The following is a 21,528-nucleotide window of genomic DNA, read 5'->3' as shown; positions in this document are numbered from 1 at the left end:
TGGAACCGCTTAACATGGAGAGCAGCAGAGAAAGGCCAAAGCACTTACGTCTGTTGCTCTTTATTTTTTCCTTCAAAAAAGCAATACTTTTATTTTAAGTTCAAGCTATCGAAGCCTATTCAGCCTGATCTTGCGTTAGCTCTAAAGCGCGCTGGTAAGCAATTTTCTTTTTGATGCCAGTCAAATCAGCCGCTAACTGTGATGCGGCTTTCACTGACAAATCTTGTAAGAGGCGCGTTAAAAGCTGGTCGAGTTTTTCTTGTGCCATATCTTTTTCAGTGGTCGCGCCACCAACAATCAATACAATCTCACCTTTTTGTTGATGATGATCGTTTGCAATAAATTCAACCAACTCACCTAATGTCATCTTCTTGATGGTTTCAAAGGTTTTGGTAATTTCACGAGCAAAACCGACAGGGCGGTCAGCACCAAAGACTTTAGTCATGTCACTGACACTGTCTAAAATACGATGTGGTGCCTCATAAAAAATCAGGGTTTGCGTTTCGTCTTTGAGTTTTTCCAAGCTTGCCAGTCGTTGGGTTTGTTTAGAAGACAAAAAACCTTCAAAGCTGAAACGATCACTTGGTAAGCCCACTGAGCTTAAAGCTGCAATGGCAGCACATGCGCCCGGTACAGGGATTACGCGGATATTATGCTCTTGTGCCGCACGAACCAATTTAAAACCTGGATCACTGATAAGAGGCGTTCCTGCATCACTGATAAGCGCCATATCTTCACCTTTCAACAAACGCTGAATAAGGATGTCAATTTTGTTGCTTTCGTTATGATCGTGGCATGCGGTGAGCGGTGTTTGAATATTAAAGTGTTTCAGTAATTGTGCTGAAGTTCGTGTATCCTCAGCAGCAATGATTTTGACTGATTTTAGTACATCAATTGCGCGGTAAGTCATGTCATCTAAGTGCCCAATAGGGGTTGCGACTACAAATAACTGGGCACTCATGGGTTTTCTCCGCGCTGCAAAATAATAAAATGATAGGTTGGTTTGAGTGCTTTGATGCATTCAACCGGTACCGCGTAAGCATTCTACCTGAATTGTCCGTCGTGGCGTGAGCTAGAATGTTGTCGGCGATGGATTTGCAGGAGTTGGTAAGACATTCGACTGAAATCTAAACGCCAAGAAAGCTTTAAAACGTAGAATGAAATGAATTGATTGGTTCGAGAGACTCACAGCAGCGGTTTTAAGCATCAAGGCGTGAGATTTTTGATCGATATTTAGTTTTTCGAAATGTGATGATTAAAAAATAAAAAGAAGTGGGGGGAAGATAAAGAGATGAAACTGGGACAATGGGCAGAGCAACAAGCTTTGATTGTGCTAGAAGAACAGGGTTATGTTCATGTGCAGTCCAATTATCACTCGCGCTTTGGAGAAATTGATCTGATTGTACAAAAAGGGCAGGAATTGGTTTTTGTTGAGGTCAAAGCACGCTCAAAAACGCGTTTTGCGCAGGCTATTGAAACAATTTCCTATTCAAAACAACGCAAAATAGCAAAAACGGCCATGTTATTTTTACAAGATCATCCACATTTCCAGCAATATTATTGCCGCTTTGATGTGATTTGTTTTGATTTTTTTAAAGAAATAGGACTTACGCATTGACGGATTCAAAAAAGTATTAAAATACTTTATAAAGTATCTGTGATCAGACGAATTAAACATGCTTCTACAGCAACTTGTACTCTACCCATTTATATGGGCTTTCTCATGACAGAACCGAACTCTATTAGCTGCACACAACTTGCCGAGACTTATAATATCTCGCATGATAGTGTAAATCGCTTTCTAGAGCGTGAAGACTACACACCTCACGACCTATATCAGGAAGCAATTCAACATATTGATAATAATAAACTTATAGTCAGTATTGATGATACTGTTTTAGATAAACCGTATAGTCAGCATATGGACTTAGTTAGCTATTTTTGGTCAGGCAAACACCACCGATCCGTCAAGGGTATTAATCTCATTACCTTGTATGCGACAGATCAAAATGGTCAAAATATTCCAATTAATTTCCGAATTTATGACAAATCTGAAAGTAAAACCAAGAATGATTACTTTATGGATATGTTAAGTGAAGTACTCAGTTGGGGTGCAAAGATTCAATTTATTACAGGTGATAGTTGGTATTCATCGACTGGAAATCTAAAAACCATAAGAAAACATGGTATTCGATTTATGTTTGGTATCGACTGTAACCGTAAGGTTTCCCCAGAAAAAGGACAATGGTTTCAACTGCGTTTATTGCCGAATTTCCATCAGGGTCAAGTGGTCTGGCTCAAAGATTTTGGCTTTGTACAATTATTTAAGACTCAGTTAAAAGAACAGCAGAGGTTTTATATTGTGCATCAAGATGAAGATGATTTATTGTCCTTTGAGGGTTTTCATGAATTACATTCAAGTCATTGGAAAATAGAACAATATCACCGAGTGATTAAACAGGTTTGTCATATTGAAAAGTTTCAAGTAAGACGATCTAAACTGATTTTGAATCATATTTTTTCAGCCTTGATGGCCTACGTCGAGATACAAAAGAACCAGTTTGAGCGGATCTTTGAAAATGTATATCGTTGGCAGAAGAAATTATTTAGACCAATCATCAAAGACTTCATTGATGACTTTATTCTCGATAAAAATCATCTGCTACCACAGAGAATCTATAAATATAGTCAAACTACTTTATTATTCATACAAGATTCGAAAAAAACTCGAAATAACTCATCGACTGAGTCGATCAACCATTCTTTACGCTTACGTTTAACCCATGCCCACATGTGTTCTATAGGATTTAAATCAGGGCTGTATGCAGGAAGCCAAAGAATTTTATGCCCTTGTTGTTCCAATAACTCCTGAATATCTGCTCTTTTATGAAATGCTGCATTATCCATAACCACTACACTATTTTCTGGTAATGCCGGTATGAGGAATTGCTCAATCCAAAAATGAAAAACATCTGAATTGATTTTGCAGTCAAATAAACCGACTGAAAATAACTTACCCTCATGGATTGCTCCAATGGCATTGGTCTGATTCTTTAATTGCCAATTATATTGCCATAAACAGGGTACTCCTTTTCGTGAGTAGCCATGAGGTCTATAATCATGTGACTTAAAACCACTTTCATCCAGATAAATAATCGGATGGTTTTTTTCTAATTCATTCACTTGCAGAATAAATTTATCCCTAAGCTTTGTATCTGCTTTAGGATGGCTTAACGTCTTTTTTTAACTGTAATATTTAAGCGCTTTAATGCAGCACCAATAGATGAAACACCACAATTAAAACGTGCAGCACGTTCATATTGATAAGCATCAGGATACTTTTCAACATCTTCACGTAAAGCATCATCGTTAATTTTAGAAGGTTTACGTACACGAGTTTTTTTAATCTCTATACGTTTCTTCCATTCAACAATGGTATTTTTATTAATTTCAAATTGTGCAGCTACCGCTCGAATAGAATAACCTTCCTCAAGCTTAGCTAAAATTTTACGTCTAAAATGTTCTGAATAACTCATTGCACCATTGTATTGGTTTTATAATGATTTGACTATAATACTGCGTAAGTCCTAAGAAATTGCAAAAACCATACAGCAAGATTTTTCAAAATTCACTTATGATCAGCAATGGATAGAAAATGCTTTTACTTTTGATCAAGACTTTATTAATCTTTGAACAAAATCAAAGCTGAAATGCTGAATTAAAATAGTTTGAAAAGTTGAGGAGTCTTGCTGAGTGTTCAATCGTATTGCAATGACCGTATTATGCGTCGCAAGTTTATCTGGATGTGCAAGTTTCATTTCGGGTGGGACAGGAACAGCCGCTGTAGGAACAGAAAGCGGTGCACGTTCATTAGGGCAGGTCTTTATTGACTCTTCAATTGAGCGTACTGCAAAAATTAACTTATATAAATTGGACAGTCGTTTTAAACAGTCACGTGTCAATATCGAAAGTTTTCATGGCAATGTCTTATTAACAGGACAAGTACCCGATCAACACTTACGTCAGTTGGCCGAAGACAATGTGCGTGCGATGTCGGATGTCAAAACCGTGCATAACTACATTACAGTTGGAAACCAAATTAGTTATAGCACCATCATGCAAGACACCTCAGTTACGGCAAATACACGTGGCTTGATCATGAAAGCTGCTGTTGTTTCAGATGCGAAAGTGCGTATTCACACCGAAGATGGCGTGTTATATGTGATGGGACGTTTAAATGGTGCTGAAATTACCGATTTAAACCAAGTGTTACAGCAAGTGGGGAATGTGACTAAAATTATCACACTGGTGGATAATATAGAGCAACAGTCGCAAACGACTAGTGCGTTTGCGTCACCAATGATTAATTCAACACCGACAGAGCAAACGCCTGTTGCGATAGACCCAGACCAAGTTGAGCCAAATAATGTTCAATAAGCTTCAGCCTTTTGTTCAAAGACTGAATCGTTCGGTAGAGTATGCAAGATTACTCTATCGTGACTTTCGTATTTATGATGTCGGTAGTTATGCCTTAAACCGTTTAACACCGCGTAAGGGTTATTCAGTCCAAGAAAATGTAGCCTATGGGTTACGTGCGCGACACCGTTTAGATCTCTTTCGCACGCAAACACCGCGTGAACACCGTCCTCTGATTGTATTTGTGCATGGCGGTGCATGGATGCATGGCGATAAAAAAGATTATCGTTTTATTGGAGAAGCCTTTGCAAAAGAAGGCTTTGATGTGGCTGTAATTAACTACCACTTGGCGCCTGAGCATATTTTTCCTGCCTCTATTGATGATCTCAGCTTGGCTTTAAATTATCTCAATGTACATCAGCTTAAATATCAAATTTCAACGGAAAAAGTGGTGTTGATGGGGCATTCTGCGGGCGCGTTTAATGTGATGTCTGCGCTCTATCATCCGAAGCCATATGAAATACAATGCCGCAGTCAAATTACTGCTATTATTGGTTTGGCAGGCCCTTATCATTTTGACTATAAAGGTGATCCAATTTGTGCGGATGCTTTTGATCAGAACAGACCTTATCAAGAAGTGATGCCATATTATTTCGTCGAGTCGAATAGGGTTAAACATTATCTGTTGGTTGCTGAGAATGATGATGTTGTTGGGTTAAGCAATGCTGTTGATTTGGATCGTAGGTTGAAAGAAAAAGGCAACTACAGTCAACTTTGGACGGTGCCACGCATTGGTCATATTTCAATGATTGGTTCAGTATCGAGTTTGTTTAGTCGTTACTTCACGACCAAGCAAAAAATTATGCAGGCGCTCGAGGATGCGCTTAAGCATTAATTGGGTTTTAAAGTGTATTTGTTGTAGAGATGGTGAGTGAGCTTACAGCCACTCACGTGTATCATCTGCGACCGTTGTGCCTTCTGTCGCATGCATGATCATGGCATGTGCAATACTGCCTTTGAACGGAATTTCAGGCAATTGATCAAACTTAAAGAACTGGGCATCACTGATTTCTTCTTCTTGTAAGCAAAGCTCACCCGATGCGTATTCTGCTTTAAACGCAATCATTAAGTTACTTGGAAAAGGCCAAGGCTGACTCGCCAAGTATTGAATATTTTTAACTTGAATGCCGACTTCTTCCAAGGTTTCGCGGCGTACCGCTTCTTCTAAGGTTTCACCGACTTCAACGAAGCCCGCAATCAAACCATACATATTGCTGCGGGTATTACGCGCATTTTTTGCCAACAGAATTTCATCTTCACCTCGTGTAATGACGGTGATGACACAGGGTTGTACCCGTGGATACTGATGATAACCGCAGGCAGGACAGATCATGGCATATTCGCTGGCATGTGCTTCTGTGGCGTGGCCGCAATGACTACAAAATTTATGATTGCGACGCCATTCTAGCAGTTGAATAGCTCGGCTAGCCTGTTCGAATTGTTTTGTGCTCCAGAGTGGAAGCAACTGGCGAATTGGGATGAGTTCTAAGCCTTCAGGAATCGGCTCATTGTCTAGCAGGTCTCGGGCAATCACTTGATCACCCGAGTGGAAACTTAAATCACTTGCTAGCTTTTCTACACGAGGCAATTGAAAGTTATGATCCACCAACAGTTGTTGTTGTTGGAAAATATAAGCAAGTGAAAGTTCTGACATTAGGCAACAGTCTTTAGTTTTTGGCTACTATCCAATGCTACATCAAACATACTGTGTAATACAGGCTGTTTGTTTTTTAAGTTATCAATCAGCATATCTGCACTTGCGAGCGCGTCCAACACATGATTCACCTGAGCGGCAGTGAGCGCAGTTTCAGCCGTGATTTGTTGTTGCACAAAATCTGCTGAAATATTCAGAGCAGTTTGACCATTTTCAGCGCCTAAGAACAGCATTGCACCCGCGACTTCACGTAGTTGCGCAGGGGTGTTCTCAAGTGTAGCTAAATCTTGTTCTTGCTGATATTGCGCCAAAGCTTGACTACTTAAGTCAATAGACGTTTTAGCCTCTGACAATAACGCAGCATGGGCTTCATCTAAACGGTCTAGTGAAATATTCATGTTGTTGACACGAAGCTGTAAGCGGCTTGAAGTATGGTGACGTTCTAGCACGCCAATAGAGTTCATTGCCGACAAGATCACGTTCATCAACTGCTGCGCAAAACCTTCATCTTTCAGCATATCTGCTTGACTAAGTGATGCTGCTTGACGATTTAAGTCATTATGCGCTTCATTTAAGTTCAACACTTTGAAGATGTTCGCCAAATCGACCAGTTTTGCTTGGAGCTCTTGGGTCTTCTCAGGCGTCATGTTTTGGTAGTTGTACTCAATGTCATTGCGGATTTGCGACATTTCGGTGGTCACCAAATCACTAATGGTATGCATCGTGTCGAAATCTGGGCCATATAGATGACGACTGAAAACTTGCAGCTGCGTATCTGTGAGTAGGTCGTCGCCAATATTTAGTTTGCCACGGATGTGTTGGGGTACTTCGTCTTCTTGGCTGATACACAGACTAAGAATGTTGGCAAGATCGGTGAGGCTGGCTTTGAAACGTTCAGGCGCAGTAAAGAACTGTGCAATGTTACGTTCGATGCTAATCAGAGTGCGTAAACGTGGTTCATTGATGAGTAGCTGTTCAATTTGATTGAGTGCTACATAAACTAAGTTCCAATATTGTTTACTTGGTGTTTGTTCAGCTAGACCAGCCAAATAGGTTCCAACCAACTTGATCGCTTGTAAATCAAGCTCGCTTTCTTCTTGCTTCAGCATCTTGTTTAAAGATTGCTTGTACAAGCGATGCACATACTGTGATTTTTCAAGCGTCGGTGCTTGTGGTAGGCTAAAGTCAGGGCTAATGCAATCGAGCAACGACTCGATGTGTTGACCTTCTTGAGTGAGTGGTTTGCCTAAAGCAATTTCAAGACGATTTAAAGTGTCGAGCAGGAACTGCGGAATTTTCACTTCTCTTAAGCAAATGAACTCAATATAACGCTTCAGCATGGTGGTGCCTTCGCTGAGCGCAATCACATCTTGCGTATTAATTTGCGTAGGATTCCCCATGATCTTGCGCATAAGCTCTGCGGAATATTCAGCAATTTTGGCCAAGCTCGACATATCAATCAATGCAAGCACTTGAGCGCATTGCTCAAATTGGTTTAATGCATCGTCAATCCCAAAAGGTAAAGTCTGATCTTCTGCTAAGGTGCTCACAGCTGATTCAACCAGCTTAATGGAGTTATCCACTTCATTTTTTATTATCAGCAGCGCCGTTGGATCAAAATGAATAGAGGTTTGGTAAGACATTGATCTGCACCTATCCTAGTGTTTTATCGTGTTTATATGCGGCCCAAAGAAGGCATAGCAACTTGTTCATCACTATAGCCTACCTGAAAAATCTTGTAATACAAAAGTTAACAAAAACTTTAGAATTTATTTGGCAAAAAGGCAGGGTGTGCCATGTTTTTCTTGGTATTGTTTGACCCAAGTCTCATGTGCTTCAAGTTCTTCGGCTGAAGGCTGAATTACCGCCAGTTCAATATCCAGTGCTTGACGCTGACTTTGCCCATTTTGTTGTTCACTATGTGACAGGGCATCCATATCAAAGGAAACCTGACCACCTGTCATAGCCAAGTAAACGTCGGCTAGAATTTCAGCATCCAGTAAGGCCCCGTGGAAGGTACGGTCACGCTGTGGAATTTCGTAACGGCGAACTAAGGCATCAAGTGAGTTTTTTTGTCCCGGATGCTTAGATTTTGCCATCGCGAGGGTATCTGTCACCGCACAAACTTCAGAAAGCGCAACAAATCCTGCACGCTTGAACTCCATGTCTAAGAAGTTCATATCGAAGCTTGCATTATGCGCAATGATTTCCGCACCTTTGAGATAGGCAAATAAAGTGTCAGCAATCTCTTGATACAGCGGTTTATCTTTTAAAAAGTCATCAGAGATCCCGTGGACATTTTCAGAGTCGCCCACAGGTTTTTTCGGATTGATGTAGATATGAATCGAGCTGCCTGTGAGCTTTCGATTGACCATTTCAATCGCACCAACTTCAATAATGCGATCGCCATCTTGATAATAGAAACCGGTGGTCTCTGTATCGAGAATGAGCTGTCGAGGTCCAAAGACCTCAACCTTACGTGGAGTAATCACAATTTGTGGATGTTGTTTGAGTTGTGTTAAATCCACACTTGCCGTAACTTCAGGCGTTTGTTCAGTAGAACACTGAGTTGTTGTATCAAGTTCTGGTTCAGCGACTAAACTTGGCTCTTCTTCTGCAACGTCTATTTTACTTTCGGTTAAATCTTCGCTGTCATCGGCTTCTTCGTCATCGAAACCTAAACCAAAAGGGTCGTTTAACAACCAGTCTGGTTCAACTTTTTTTTTATCTACAGACGGTTCTGTTGTCGCTGTTTTAGACTGACGAAGTTGAGCCTGTGTTTGATCGGCACCGAGGTTCGCCAATTGATCTGCCATTTCGTTCCCTTCATGACCTGCATGGCCTTTGACCCAGTGCCAGTCGATATCACGGCCTTGGCAGGCTGCATCGAGTTTTTTCCACAAATCTGGATTTTTAACGTCTTTCCAGTTTTTCTTTTTCCAACCTGTAATCCACTCGGTAATGCCGCGTTTGACATAGGTTGAATCTGTCCAGACTACCAACTTCGCATCGGTTGGGCAGAAAAGAATGCCTTCAATGGCCGCGGTGAGTTCCATACGGTTATTGGTGGTGTTGTCTTCACCGCCACACAGTTTATGTTCTTCAGTTTCTGTAATAATGTACGCGCCCCATCCCCCAAGGCCAGGGTTTCCACGACAAGCACCATCGACATACAGGGTAATTGTTTGTGACATACACAACTTCCGTAAACTGAAAATTAAAACTAAGCGGGGCACCATTGTATAACGCAAATGCACTAGAGAAGTGTATAAGATGCAGCTTTTTTAATTTCTTGTAACATTTATACTGATTTCAAGTTAAATTAACGCCTTGTGTCTGCGGTGTGCTTTACTACAATGGCAGATCTAAAAAATAAATTTTATACGAGTTGTTTGGATTTTCTTATGTATAAGTCAGCTGCCATTTTTGGCCAACCGATGTTACCGACATTATTTAAAATTACAGTACTCGGTTCAGCACTCGCGACACTTGGACTGGCTGGTTGCTCCTCGACGCAAAGTGCAACGCAAACATCTAAATCCAAACAAGTCGGATCAAACTACCTAGACGCAAATAGCCTAGATTCTTTAGAAGATTTACTTTCTGCAACCGACATGCGCGCGGTGGAAGGGGATCGCCTGTTGGTGTTAAAGCACGGTGACGTTTGGAAGCGTATGACCGTGGGCTTTAAAATGAACAGCGATCATTGGAATCCGCGTATTGATGCACAGCGCGGGTGGTTCATTTCACGCCAACCGTATTTGGATCGTTTAAGTGCACGTGCTTCACGTTATTTGTATCACACCGTTAAAGAAGCGGAGCGTCGCGGTTTACCAACAGAGCTGGCTCTACTGCCTGTGATTGAAAGTTCGTATGACCCTGCTGCAACCAGTAGTGCTGCGGCTGCAGGCTTATGGCAGTTTATTCCAAGTACGGGACGTATTTATGGCTTAAAACAAAGTAGCCAATATGACGGACGCCGTGATGTGGTGGAGTCAACGCGTGCTGCGTATGAGTTCTTGGGTAGTTTATATAACCAGTTTGGTTCGTGGGAACTTGCGCTAGCGGCTTATAATGCAGGTCCAGGTCGTATTCAACAAGCAATTAACCGTAATAAAGCCGCAGGTTTGCCGACGGACTATTGGTCATTAAAACTGCCAGCAGAAACCATGAACTATGTGCCACGTTTCTTGGCGGTTGCGCAGATCATTAAAAATCCAAATGCCTATAACATCAATTTACCACCGATTGCGAACCGTCCGCACTTTAGAGAAGTTACTGTGGGCGCGGTGAGTCTAAATGAAGTTGCATCGATTACTGGTTTAAGTCGTGCCGAGCTGTATCAGTTAAATCCGGGACACCGTGGTGAATGGATTGATGGTGCAAGTCCAATGCGGATTTTAATTCCTGCGGATTTGAGTCCTTCAGTGGATGTACGTTTGAAAAAATTACAGGGTGGTTCAGGCGGCTTGTGGGCATCTGCAAATACCAAATTGCCTGAAAATAACCAAACGATTCAACCAAGCAAAATTGAACCGCCAACGTTGAACACCAAATCGATCACACCGTCGAAAACTACACCACCTGTTTTAGCGACGACTACCACAAAAACCACAGCAGCGAAGCCTGCCACTTCGTCTACAGTAACGTCGTCAAGCAGTGCAGCTATCTCCACGCCGTCTCGTGGTTCAACGCCTAAGGGTTCTAATGCCCTCGCTGCTTTTGCTGCTAATAGTGATATTCCAAGTGCGCCGCGTATTCCAGTTGCGGTTACGCCTGTCACGCCAGTGAAACCCGTTTCCGTTGAACCACCAATTTCAGCGGCAGAACGTGAGCAGTTAACCGCGGCAATTCAAGCCGAAGGTCAAAGCAAAACTGTCGATGAAGTTCTGAAACCAGTTGCGACGAAAGCAGAGCAAGCTGAAGTGGTAGCTGAAATTCAAGCTTTAGCCCCTCAAGGCACAGAAATTGTAGATCCTCTGGATGGTAAAATTAAATTGACTGCAATTCAAACCAGTCAGTCAGTGGCTGAACTGCAAGGCAAAGAGTTAACCAAAGGTTTTGCTTATCCAAAGTCTGTGGCTGACAATACCCGTTTAGATTCAGATGAAGTGAAGCGGAATCAAGGCAAAAATTTTGTTAAGACTGACTCTGAAATTGTGATTGTTCCGCCAAAAGGTAAACGTTCAACTTATACCGTACAACCGGGTGATACTTTGGCGCTGATTGCTGCCAAAAATGGGGTGAACTGGCGTGATGTGGCGAAGTGGAACCAAATGGATGCCAATGCCACACTTTATGTCGGTACTTCAATTTATTTATATGATGCAAAACCACAAGCTGAAAAAGTAGAAGTACGTTCTACCGTGAAAGCTGAGACTAAACCTGACAGTTATACTGTTCGTGCCAATGATACCTTAACCGGTATCGCGGATGAGTTCGGTTTAAGCTTAAAACAGTTGGCTGACTATAACGGCTTAAGTGTGACCAGTGGCGTACGTGTGGGACAAAAGCTTTCCTTAAAAGAAACAGCACAATCGCGAGCAAAAACTAACGATGAAAAAACCAGCAGCCAAACTAAAGTAGCAACCCAGTCTTATACCGTGAAACGTGGTGAATATCTGAAATTGATTGCAGACCGCTATGCGCTGTCAAATCAAGAATTGGCAGATTTAACACCGGGTTTAAATGCGGGCAGCAACCTGTTGGTTGGACAAAAAATTAATGTGCCACTCAATGATGTCAAAAGCTTAACGACGAATAGTGCTAAAACGTCTTCAGTTAAAGCTGAGGCACAGTTCAAAGTTGAAAGTTATAAAGTACAACGTGGTGATACTTTGTATAGCATTGCATCACAGTCGAAGATGAGCCTGTCGGAGTTGGCTGATCTCAATAATCTGTCAACCAATAGCGGCTTGCAAGTGGGTCAAAGTATTAAGATCCCTGCGGGTTCAACGGTACCAGATACTTATACCGTTCAGTCGGGGGACTCATTAACTGCAATTGCTTCGAAATATAATTTGGGTATGGATTATATTGCTGACCTCAACAACATGAGTCGTACAGCGGGTTTACGTGCGGGTCAAAAGCTCAAATTAACGGGTGAAGTGACTGCTGTTGAAACGCCGAAAACAGTCGAAAAACAAACTACTGCAAGTAATAACTCAACCGATATCCATGTGGTGAAATCGGGTGAAACCTTAAATAGCATTGCACGTAAATATCATTTGCAACTGAACTATTTGGCTGAATTGAACAACCTGAGCCGTACGGCGAATGTTCGTGTTGGTCAGCGTTTAAAAATTGAAGGTGATGTTGATTCAGCTCCAATCAAAACAGAAACGGTGGCAGCAAAGCCACAAGCAACTTCTAGCCGTGCAACTGAAGCTTATAGAGTGAAGTCAGGCGAGTCGTTAAACTCAATTGCAAACCGTGCTGGGATGTCTGTGTCAGAGCTTGCCGCTTTAAATAACCTGAGTCCGCGTGCAGGCTTACAAGTTGGGCAGACCATTCAAATTCCAAAACTGATTTCACAGTACACAGTGAAACGTGGTGATACCTTAATTGGACTGGCAAGTCGTTATGGTATGGACACTTCGCAATTGGCTGAGCTCAATGACATTAAACCGAATACGCAGTTGCGCATTGGTGATGTAATTAAGGTGCCGAATTAGTATTGAGTTGAAATGCAATTTCAGAGAAAGTCCCGATGAAGGTTAGAACAACATTCTTGCTGTTCAGCCTTGTAGCGATTCCATTAAAGGCATGGTCTGCATTGCAGACCATGCCTTTTATTGCACCCTATAGTACGCCGAAATACAGCCAATTGGATCATCTGCCTTATGCCAATGTGCAGGCACCGAAGGGTGGTGAATTAACACGTGCAGTCATTGGGAGTTTTGATAACTTAAACAGCATGAATGGTCGCGGTACTGCGGTTGAGGGAACCAATTATTTATTTGACTCACTCATGAGTAGTTCTTTGGATGAGCCTGCGGTAATGTATCCATTGCTGGCAGAAAAGGTCAGCTATGACCCGAAAAACTTTAACGCGATCATTTTTCATTTAAACCCCAACGCACGGTTTAGTGATGGCAGTCTTGTTACCGCAGCCGATGTAAAGTTCAGTTTTGATATCTTTCAAACCAAGTCCAATTTCGGCTTACAGATGTATTTGTCGGATTTAGCCAAGACCGAAGTGTTGTCCAAATACAGCGTCAAAATGCATTTTAAAACCCGAAATAATGTGGAAATGCCTTTGATTGTAGCCAGAATGCCAATTTATTCCAAAAAAGACTGGCAAGGCAAAGACTTTAGTAAAACTTCGATCAAACCGATTTTAGGCTCAGGTCCTTATCTTTTAGAGAAAATCAATGCCGGGCAGCGGGTTGTTTATAAACGTAATCCAAAGTATTGGGCCAGAGATTTAAAGGTCAATCTAGGGCGCTATAATTTTAATCGCGTGAGTTATGTGTACTATCGCAGCAAAGATATTGCTTTTACTGCATTTAAGTCGGGTTTATATACCTTGCATGAGGAAGAGTCTGCACGACAATGGGTGACAGCCTATAACTTTCCCGCAGCGAAACAAGGTCTCGTTAAAAAATATCGATTTAAGCATTTCAATCCGATTCCAACGCAAAGTTTTGTGTTTAATACTCGCCGTCAGCCCTTTCAAGATATTTATTTTCGCCAAGCTTTAACCTATGCCTACGATTTTGAATGGCAAAACAAAGCGATGTTCTATGGGCAATATCAACGCCTGCAAAGTTATTTTTCTAATAGCGAACTAGAGGCGAAGGGTCTACCTTCGGCTGCTGAAATTAAAATTTTAAAGCCTTATTTAGCGAAATTGCATCCTGTGCAGCGAGATGGCGTTTTAAAGAACTGGCGTTATTCAGCTTCAGATGGATCGGGCTACAATCGAAATAATTTGCTTATCGCACGACAGATTTTATTAAAAAATGGCTATACATATAATGCCAAAGGTCAACTGTTAGATCGGAAGAATAAGCCGATTCAGTTTGAGTTTCTGATTCAGCCGAGTGATGCTATGCGTGAAATTACGCCTTTTGTTCGCCATCTAAAGCGTCTAGGAATACAGCTGAACATTCGACAGGTTGATACACCGCAGTACTATGAGCGTATGCGGACTCAAGATTTTGATATGACCCTACAAACGATGCCACAGTCTTTGACACCGGGCAAAGAACAGGTGCAACTGTGGGGCAGTGCTTCAGCCCATCAGGTGGGAAATTATAATTATTCGGGTATTCAAAATCCGGTAATTGATCAGATGATTCAACAGTTGATTCAAGCGCCTGATCGTAAGCAAGTGGTCGTGCAAACGCGTATTTTAGATCGATTACTGCGTGCAGGTTATTATCAAATTCCAACCTATGGTAAAGCGGATCAATGGTATGCCTATTGGAACATGTATCAAAAACCGGCACGAAGTCCACAGTTACATGTCGGGTTGGATTATTGGTGGAGTGATGCCAAACAGGCGAAACAGGTGAGTCAGTATTTAGGTCAGTCAGCCAAGCAATAAACAGGCATAGGGGTTTTTGAGATGCGTAAGTATATATTCAAAAGGCTGTTACTGATCGTTCCGACCTTATTTCTGATTTTACTGATCAATTTTGCTGTGATTCAAATTGCGCCCGGTGGTCCTGTTGAGCAAGCCATTCAACAAGCGGAAGCTATGCAAACTTTGGGTAATTTGGGCGGTGCAGGTGGAGGCTCAAATGTCTATCAAGGCGCGCAAGGGCTCAGTGATGAAATGCTCGCAAAGATCAAAGCACATTATGGTTTTGATCAGCCCATGCATATACGCTTTTTTGAAATGGTGAAAAATTACGCGCAACTGGACTTCGGCACGAGCTTTTTTAAAGACCAGTCCGTTACAGCGCTGATTAAGGATAAATTACCTGTATCCGTGTCCTTGGGGCTGTGGAGTGCTTTGCTAATTTATCTGATTTCGATTCCTTTGGGCATCAAAAAAGCCCGATTGCACGGCACAGTATTTGATCAGGCTACATCGCTCCTGTTGGCAGTGGCCTATGCAGTTCCTGCGTTTATTTTTGCAATTCTCTTGATTGTCTTTTTTGCAGGCGGTTCTTATTTCCAATGGTTCCCCTTACAAGGTTTGGTTTCAGAAAATTTTGCGGATTTGTCGTTATGGGGCAAAATTAAAGATTATTTCTGGCACATGGCTTTACCGCTTTTGGCGATGGTGATTGGTGGCTTTGCCACAGTGACTTATCTCACCAAGTATTCGTTTATGGAAGAGCTAGGCAAGCCTTATGTGCTGACGGCACGTTCCAAAGGCCTGACTGAGTCTCAAGTGTTGTATGGTCATGTGTTTCGCAATGCGATATTAATTGTGGTTGCTGGTTTACCTGAAGCTTTAATCGCTTACTTCTTTGTGGGTAATTTATTTATTGAGATCATTTTTAATCTGGATGGTTTAGGTTTATTGGGCTTTGAGGCGATTGTGCAGCGTGACTATCCTGTGATTTTTGGCACCTTATTCATTTTTACTTTGTTGGGCTTGCTGCTGCGTCTAATTGGCGATGTGTTGTATCAGTGGATTGATCCGCGAATACATTTTGATTCGCAAGGGAGAGGCTGATGTCACCCATTTTACAGGCAGGTTTCAAACGATTTAAGCAAAATAAGCTCGGTCTTAGTTGTAGTATTTTATTTATCTGTGTTTTTGTACTGTCTTTAGCCTCAGAGCTAATCGCGAATGATAAACCACTATTGGTTAAGTATGATCAGACCTTATATTTCCCTGTATTGAAACACTATCCTGAAACGACTTTTGGCGGTGTTTTCGAAACTGAAACTGAATATAAAGATCCAGTGGTACAGCAGCTGATTCAAGCAAAAGGTTGGGTTGTTTGGCCGTTGATTCGATATTCATATCAAACCCCCAATGTAGATTTGACAGTCCCTGTACCGTCACCACCCACAATGCAAAATTGGCTCGGGACAGATGACCAAGGTCGTGATGTTTTGGCACGAGTATTATACGGCTTACGTGTCTCATTGCTGTTCGGTTTTATTTTGACTTTCAGTTCAACTGTACTGGGCATTGTGATTGGGGCAATACAAGGCTATTACGGTGGTTGGGTCGATTTAATCGGGCAGCGCATTTTAGAAGTGTGGGGTGGGTTACCCATGCTGTTCATGGTGATGATTTTAGTTAGTATGTTTAGCCCAAATATTTACTGGCTGTTTTTAATCATGCTGTTATTCAGTTGGACAATTTTAGTTCCACTGGTACGGGCTGAGTTTTTGAGGGCGCGCCAGTTGGATTATGTCCGTGCCGCGCGAAGTTTAGGTGTCACCAACCGAGCTATTATTTTTCGGCATATTTTACCTAACGCAATCAGCTCTAGCCTGTCACAACTGCCTTTTATCTTAACAGCCAATATTACAGCGCTAACTGCACTGGATTTCTTGGGCTATGGCCTACCACCTGATGCGGCATCATTGGGTGAGCTTTTGTTACAAGGCAAGAATAATTTAAATGCACCATGGTTAGCTCTGTCTGGCTTTTTTAGCTTGGCTATTGTGCTTGCGTTGCTGATGTATATCGGGGAGGCTTTGCGCGATGCATTTGACCCTAGACGCCAATAGAACAGCTCCGATACTTGAAGTGAATGCCCTGAGCATTCACAGCTCAGAACGGGTATTAGTCGATCAGCTCAGTTTTGAACTGCGTGCTGGGCAGACTTTGGCGCTGGTTGGAGAGAGCGGTTCAGGAAAATCGGTCAGTGCTTTATCCTTGATGGGTTTGTTGCCGAAAGTTTTACAAGTGCAAGGCTCAGTACTGTTAGACGGAAAAAATCTCTTAAAGTTGAGCGATGCGCAACTTAGGTCGATTCGTGGGCAAAAAATCGCGATGGTTTTTCAAGAGCCAATGACCGCTTTAAATTCTTTGCATCGGGTGGAAAAGATCATTGCCGAGACTTTATGGTTACAGGGTTGGTCTAAAACACAAGCGCGGCAACGAGTAATTGCCTTGTTAGAAGATGTGGGTATTCCAAATCCTGAAAGTGTGTTGCAGCGTTTTCCTTATGAGCTGTCTGGCGGCCAACGCCAGCGGGTCATGATTGCCATGGCACTGGTGCAAGAGCCTGATATTTTGATTGCTGATGAGCCCACCACGGCTCTAGATGTAATGCTGCAAGTTCAAATTTTAGACTTGCTGAAGTCTTTACAACAGCGCCATAACATGTCCATGATTTTGATTAGTCATGACCTCAATTTGGTGAAACACTATGCTGATGATGTCGTGGTCATCCATCAAGGTAAGGTCGTAGAGCAAGGGGCGGTTGCGCAGATTTTTGAACAGTCGCAGTCTACTTATACTCAAAACTTACTCAATCATTCTTTTGGTCAAGCCATTAACGTACAAGATGCAGCACCTTTGCTCCGCTTAAAACAACTTGAGGTTAAATTTCCGATTAAAAAAGGCTGGTTTAATCGCACGACACAGTATCTTGCTGCGGTTGAAGCTTTGGACTTGAGCTTGGCTCAAGGGCATTCTTTGGGAGTGGTGGGGGAAAGTGGTGCAGGCAAAAGTTCTTTGGCACTGGCTGTAGCAAGGTTGATTGAAAGTCGAGGGCAGATCCGGTTTGGAGAACATGATTTAAACCAACTCTCGCAAAAGGCATTACGTCCGCTTCGCGGTGATTTTCAAATCGTGTTTCAAGACCCGTTCGCAAGTTTGAACCCACGCATGAGTGTTGAACAAATCATTGCAGAAGGTTTGGCTTTAAAGCCTTTGTCTTTGTTTGAGAGGACACAACATGTTGAGAATGTCTTAACTCAGGTGGAGTTGCCTGTCACATTTAAAAGCTATTATCCACATGAGCTATCCGGTGGACAGAGACAGCGTGTGGCTTTGGCACGAGCCTTGGTACTTCAACCTAAACTATTGATTTTAGATGAACCAACTTCGGCCTTAGACCGAAGTACGCAGCGTTCGATTGTGGCGTTATTACGCCGCCTACAACACGAGCAGGGTATGAGCTATTTGTTTATTAGCCATGACTTACAAGTGGTACGTGCACTCTGCCAACAAGTTTTGGTTTTGCGACATGCCAAAGTAGTGGAATTGCAAGCCACTGAACAACTTTTTGAGCAACCGCAGTCTGACTATACGCGTCAATTGATTCAAGCCAGTCAGTATCAGTAAAATCATTTTCTAAATAAAAGATCAGAAATTTTGACAAAATGAATTGTCAAATTCTCTTGACTGTAGCCAAAAAACACATAGAGTAAAAACACTAAAAAATATTAAAGGATGAATTTTCATGAGCCAGCTTGCAAGCGCAATCGACATTGGGCAGGTCCATTTTAAAAATAAGATGATTAAAGGGGCAATGAGTGAAGCACTGGCTAATCATGCTGGCCAGCCGAATCATTTGCACTTAGGCTTGTATGAGGCTTGGGCAAAAGGAGGCCTAGGCTGTGCCATTACAGGTAATGTGATGGTGGACTTCCGAGCTAAAAATGAGCCAGGCGTGGTGGTGATTGAAACCGAGCGTGACTTAGAACCACTAAAACAATGGGCTGCGATTGGTAAAAAACATGGCATGGTGCAATTAGTGCAGTTGTCACATCCGGGCCGTCAATGTCCTAAGGGCTTAAATAAGGAAACGGTTGCACCTTCAGCAGTACCATTTAGTCCCGCTTTAGCAATGAGCTTTGGAACGCCACGAGCGCTTCGTGAAGATGAAATCCTTGATATTATCCAGCGCTTTGCAATTTCAGCTGCCATTTGTGAGAAAGCGGGCTTTGAAGGCGTGCAATTACATGGTGCGCATGGTTATCTCATCAGTCAGTTTTTATCGCCGTTGACCAATAAACGCCAAGATCAATGGGGTGGCACTGCTGAAAACCGCATGCGTTTTTTATTGGAAATTTATAAAGCGGTACGTGCAGCAACGTCAGAGCAGTTTATTATTTCAGTCAAACTTAATTCAGCAGATTTTCAGCGTGGCGGAATCTCGGAAGAAGATGTAATCGCTACATTTGAAGCCATTGATGCTGCTGGGATTGATTTGATTGAGATTTCAGGTGGTAGTTATGAAGCACCTGCCATGGCAGGGGTGAAGCAAGAAAAACGTAAGGCATCGACCATTGCACGTGAGGCTTACTTCTTAGAGTTTGCTGAAAAAATTCGTGAACAAGTCCAGTGTAAGTTGATGGTGACTGGCGGTTTCCGTACAGTGGCAGGTATGAACGCAGCCTTAGAAAGTGGTGCATGTGATTTTATTGGGATGGCGCGTCCCTTTGCGGTAGAACCCGACGTGACCAATCGTTTAATTGCAGGGCAAGATGTACGTTATGCAGTTGATAAGATCAAAACAGGCATTTCGATGATTGATAAAATGGCGATTATGGAAGTGATCTGGTATGCCGCGCAATTTAAGGATATCGCAGAAGGTAAACGACCAAATCCGAAACTGTCACCGCTCAAAGTGTTTTTTAATTATTTAAAAGGCAATGTAAAGGCGGTGATTAAAGGGCAAGTCAACTCTAGAAAGTCTGCCTAAGTAGAACTTACTGTGTGATAGACCAATAGTGTTCAAAATAAGAAGCAGACCATTGCCCGCGTGTCATAGCAGTATTAAAGGCAGGTCTGCTTTGTATTTGGGTAAAATAGTGTTGAATGGCCTGATACTGAGCAAACTGCGGTGTGGCATAACTGGCTGCATAGAGTGGAAACCACATCAAGATATCGGCATAACTAAACACATCACCTGCAAAGTATGCATGCGTGTTTAAGTGGGTATCAATTTCTTTAAGTTGTCGATGGAGTTCAGGGTTTAAATAAGCGCGATTGAACGAGCTTTGAAAGGCCAAACTCACAAAACGCACAACCAAAGGTGTTTGTTGTTTAATGTGTTGGAAAACTTGTTTCAATGCCAAATTGGGCATGAGACTGGCATCGCTATTGGGCATGAGACTGGCATCGCTATAATGGCTATAAAAACAGAAGTTCCAATACTGTGTAAGGTCATGGGGAATAATCAACTTCTGGTGTAGTTGACATAAATATTCTACGATTGCACTGCTTTCCGTAAGTCGTATCGTCTGAGTATCATGTGGAATGTCGAGCGTTGGAAATTTAAGATTCGTTTGTTTAGCTTGTGCTGTATCATAAAGTTTGAGTTCATAAGATAGCTCAAGTTCCTCAAGTAGCCAAAGAATACGCTGTGAACGTGAGTTTTGAAGATGATGTAAGATCATAAATATTTTTAGTTTTAAGTAATTGATCGTATCTATAAAAAGAAGAATAAAGGAAATCTAGGATGAAAAATAGAAATGTTGCGATTTTAAGTGCTGTTTTACTGTTGGTAAGTCCTCAGCTGCTATGGGCGAATATGTCCTATCAAACGGGCGATATTATTTTTCATGTTTCGAAGTCTCAGCAAAGTTTAGGGATACAAAAAGCGACCAAGTCCCGTTATAGCCATATGGGTTTAATTGTTAATAGAAATGGAAAAGCATGGGTTTTAGAGGCGGTTCAGCCTGTGAAATATACGGCACTTCAGCAGTGGATTGATCGCGGGGTTGAACGGCATTATGTGGTGAAGCGCTTTAAAACGAATTTGACTGTTCAGCAAAAGCAGACGCTAATCAAGAATGCAGAACAATACTTAGGCCAGCCTTATGATCTTTATTTTGAGTGGGACAATCGTGCTTTATATTGCTCAGAAATAGTCTGGAAGGCCTATCATGATGCTTTAGGTATTGAGTTGGCTCCGTTATCCAAACTGAAGCAATTTGATTTAAGTTCGTCTGAAGTCAAGCAACTCATGCAACAGCGATATGGGAAAAACATTCCCTTGAATGAAACTGTGATTGCGCCACAGGCTATTTTTGCCTCGACCGCTTTAATTGAAGTTGATCGTAAATAGACAAGCAATAAAAAAGCCCAAGTCATAATACTTGGGCTTTTTTATGAGATGACTCTAGAAAAAATCAATCTCGAATATGGCGTCCCTACGGGGATTCGAACCCCGGTTACCGCCGTGAAAGGGCGATGTCCTAGGCCTCTAGACGATAGGGACAGTACAGAAGTTATATTTTAAAACCGATTACTTTTGATCTTAAGTAATGGCGTCCCTACGGGGATTCGAACCCCGGTTACCGCCGTGAAAGGGCGATGTCCTAGGCCTCTAGACGATAGGGACTTAATAAAACTTTACTTCTGAAATTGGCGTCCCTACGGGGATTCGAACCCCGGTTACCGCCGTGAAAGGGCGATGTCCTAGGCCTCTAGACGATAGGGACGTTTCAGAGGTGGGCGTATATTAGGGTGAAAATAGAGGGGTGTCAAACGCTTTTCTCTAAATAATTCCAGTTTTCCGTGT

Annotated in this window: 16 protein-coding genes, 3 tRNA genes and 3 pseudogenes; 12 read left to right on the top strand and 10 right to left on the bottom strand. The window is 42.2% G+C overall.

Annotation, left to right across the window (positions count from 1 at the left end; all coding sequences use genetic code 11):
* Nucleotides 1-115: 115 nt before the first annotated feature.
* Entirely contained in the window at nt 116-961 is an 846-nt protein-coding gene (rsmI, locus tag AC4CU3_RS02635; protein WP_058869285.1) for a 16S rRNA (cytidine(1402)-2'-O)-methyltransferase, read from the bottom strand.
* A gap of 330 nt (nt 962-1,291) precedes the next feature.
* Between rsmI and AC4CU3_RS02630 the strand changes: the two are divergent.
* Together AC4CU3_RS02630 and AC4CU3_RS02625 are read left to right on the top strand one after the other, a co-directional pair.
* A pseudogene (locus AC4CU3_RS02630) lies at nt 1,292-1,612 on the top strand (YraN family protein); the annotation flags it as partial.
* A gap of 45 nt (nt 1,613-1,657) precedes the next feature.
* A pseudogene (locus tag AC4CU3_RS02625) lies at nt 1,658-2,683 on the top strand (IS701 family transposase); the annotation flags it as partial.
* A 5-nt stretch (nt 2,684-2,688) separates the two neighbouring features.
* On the opposite strand, the gene AC4CU3_RS02620 reads toward AC4CU3_RS02625, so the two are convergent.
* Nucleotides 2,689-3,183 (bottom strand): IS630 family transposase, encoded by a 495-nt coding sequence (locus AC4CU3_RS02620; RefSeq protein WP_005402037.1) that lies wholly within the window; start codon nt 3,181-3,183, stop codon nt 2,689-2,691.
* Nucleotides 3,184-3,230: 47 nt separating this feature from the next.
* Nucleotides 3,231-3,536 (bottom strand): IS630 transposase-related protein, encoded by a 306-nt coding sequence (locus AC4CU3_RS02615; protein WP_000122230.1) that lies wholly within the window; start codon nt 3,534-3,536, stop codon nt 3,231-3,233.
* Nucleotides 3,537-3,591: 55 nt separating this feature from the next.
* Between AC4CU3_RS02615 and AC4CU3_RS02610 the strand changes: the two are divergent.
* The 3 genes and pseudogenes from AC4CU3_RS02610 to AC4CU3_RS02600 form a co-directional block, all read left to right on the top strand.
* Nucleotides 3,592-3,693, top strand: a pseudogene (locus AC4CU3_RS02610) (YraN family protein); the annotation flags it as partial.
* A gap of 60 nt (nt 3,694-3,753) precedes the next feature.
* Entirely contained in the window at nt 3,754-4,437 is a 684-nt protein-coding gene (locus tag AC4CU3_RS02605) for a BON domain-containing protein (protein WP_005399779.1), read from the top strand.
* Nucleotides 4,427-5,311 carry an alpha/beta hydrolase gene (locus AC4CU3_RS02600; RefSeq protein WP_010326353.1) on the top strand — a complete coding sequence of 295 codons (885 nt, stop codon included), beginning with the start codon at nt 4,427-4,429 and terminating at the stop codon, nt 5,309-5,311. The genes AC4CU3_RS02605 and AC4CU3_RS02600 overlap by 11 nt, the downstream gene beginning before the upstream one ends.
* Before the next feature lie 42 nt (nt 5,312-5,353).
* Here AC4CU3_RS02600 and nudC read toward each other — a convergent pair whose 3' ends face one another.
* The 3 genes from nudC to dnaQ all read right to left on the bottom strand — a co-directional run bounded on the left by nudC (nt 5,354) and on the right by dnaQ (nt 9,324).
* Nucleotides 5,354-6,130 (bottom strand): NAD(+) diphosphatase, encoded by a 777-nt coding sequence (gene nudC, locus AC4CU3_RS02595; RefSeq protein WP_279044950.1) that lies wholly within the window; start codon nt 6,128-6,130, stop codon nt 5,354-5,356.
* Complete coding sequence (locus tag AC4CU3_RS02590; RefSeq protein ID WP_279044949.1) at nt 6,130-7,773, bottom strand: chemotaxis protein; 1,644 nt, start codon at nt 7,771-7,773, stop codon at nt 6,130-6,132. Before AC4CU3_RS02590 ends, nudC begins: the two co-directional genes overlap by 1 nt.
* A gap of 126 nt (nt 7,774-7,899) precedes the next feature.
* Nucleotides 7,900-9,324 carry a DNA polymerase III subunit epsilon gene (gene dnaQ, locus AC4CU3_RS02585; protein WP_279044948.1) on the bottom strand — a complete coding sequence of 475 codons (1,425 nt, stop codon included), beginning with the start codon at nt 9,322-9,324 and terminating at the stop codon, nt 7,900-7,902.
* 210 nt (nt 9,325-9,534) lie between these two features.
* Here dnaQ and AC4CU3_RS02580 point away from each other — a divergent pair, with 210 nt between their 5' ends.
* The 6 genes from AC4CU3_RS02580 (at nt 9,535) to AC4CU3_RS02555 (ending at nt 19,704) form a co-directional block, all read left to right on the top strand.
* On the top strand, nt 9,535-12,804 hold the full coding sequence (locus AC4CU3_RS02580) for a LysM peptidoglycan-binding domain-containing protein (RefSeq protein ID WP_279044947.1): 3,270 nt from the start codon (nt 9,535-9,537) through the stop codon (nt 12,802-12,804).
* A 35-nt stretch (nt 12,805-12,839) separates the two neighbouring features.
* Nucleotides 12,840-14,681, top strand: a complete 1,842-nt coding sequence (locus tag AC4CU3_RS02575) for an extracellular solute-binding protein (RefSeq protein WP_279044945.1) — start codon at nt 12,840-12,842, stop codon at nt 14,679-14,681.
* A 21-nt stretch (nt 14,682-14,702) separates the two neighbouring features.
* Complete coding sequence (locus AC4CU3_RS02570; RefSeq protein ID WP_259233473.1) at nt 14,703-15,764, top strand: microcin C ABC transporter permease YejB; 1,062 nt, start codon at nt 14,703-14,705, stop codon at nt 15,762-15,764.
* Entirely contained in the window at nt 15,764-16,777 is a 1,014-nt protein-coding gene (locus AC4CU3_RS02565) for an ABC transporter permease (protein WP_279044943.1), read from the top strand. Before AC4CU3_RS02570 ends, AC4CU3_RS02565 begins: the two co-directional genes overlap by 1 nt.
* Nucleotides 16,752-18,341 (top strand): ABC transporter ATP-binding protein, encoded by a 1,590-nt coding sequence (locus AC4CU3_RS02560; RefSeq protein WP_490737976.1) that lies wholly within the window; start codon nt 16,752-16,754, stop codon nt 18,339-18,341. The genes AC4CU3_RS02565 and AC4CU3_RS02560 overlap by 26 nt, the downstream gene beginning before the upstream one ends.
* A gap of 118 nt (nt 18,342-18,459) precedes the next feature.
* Nucleotides 18,460-19,704 carry an NADH:flavin oxidoreductase/NADH oxidase family protein gene (locus AC4CU3_RS02555; protein WP_490737975.1) on the top strand — a complete coding sequence of 415 codons (1,245 nt, stop codon included), beginning with the start codon at nt 18,460-18,462 and terminating at the stop codon, nt 19,702-19,704.
* A gap of 7 nt (nt 19,705-19,711) precedes the next feature.
* Here the strand turns inward: AC4CU3_RS02555 and AC4CU3_RS02550 are convergent, their stop codons facing one another.
* Nucleotides 19,712-20,401, bottom strand: coding sequence for a glutathione binding-like protein (locus AC4CU3_RS02550; protein ID WP_279044938.1), 690 nt, complete (start codon nt 20,399-20,401; stop codon nt 19,712-19,714).
* 62 nt (nt 20,402-20,463) lie between these two features.
* Between AC4CU3_RS02550 and AC4CU3_RS02545 the strand changes: the two genes are divergently transcribed.
* Nucleotides 20,464-21,072, top strand: coding sequence for a YiiX family permuted papain-like enzyme (locus AC4CU3_RS02545; protein ID WP_279044937.1), 609 nt, complete (start codon nt 20,464-20,466; stop codon nt 21,070-21,072).
* A 77-nt stretch (nt 21,073-21,149) separates the two neighbouring features.
* Here AC4CU3_RS02545 and AC4CU3_RS02540 read toward each other — a convergent pair.
* From AC4CU3_RS02540 to AC4CU3_RS02530, 3 genes are all read right to left on the bottom strand, one after another.
* A tRNA-Glu gene (locus tag AC4CU3_RS02540) sits at nt 21,150-21,225 on the bottom strand.
* A gap of 47 nt (nt 21,226-21,272) precedes the next feature.
* Nucleotides 21,273-21,348, bottom strand: a tRNA-Glu gene (locus AC4CU3_RS02535).
* A 24-nt stretch (nt 21,349-21,372) separates the two neighbouring features.
* Nucleotides 21,373-21,448: transfer RNA gene (locus AC4CU3_RS02530), tRNA-Glu, on the bottom strand.
* Nucleotides 21,449-21,528: the final 80 nt, after the last annotated feature.

It is taken from the genome of Acinetobacter sp. 802_lipA (assembly GCF_058242885.1).
The sequence above is the reverse complement of the archived record's forward strand: the minus strand, read 5'-3'. Positions and strand labels throughout refer to the sequence as shown.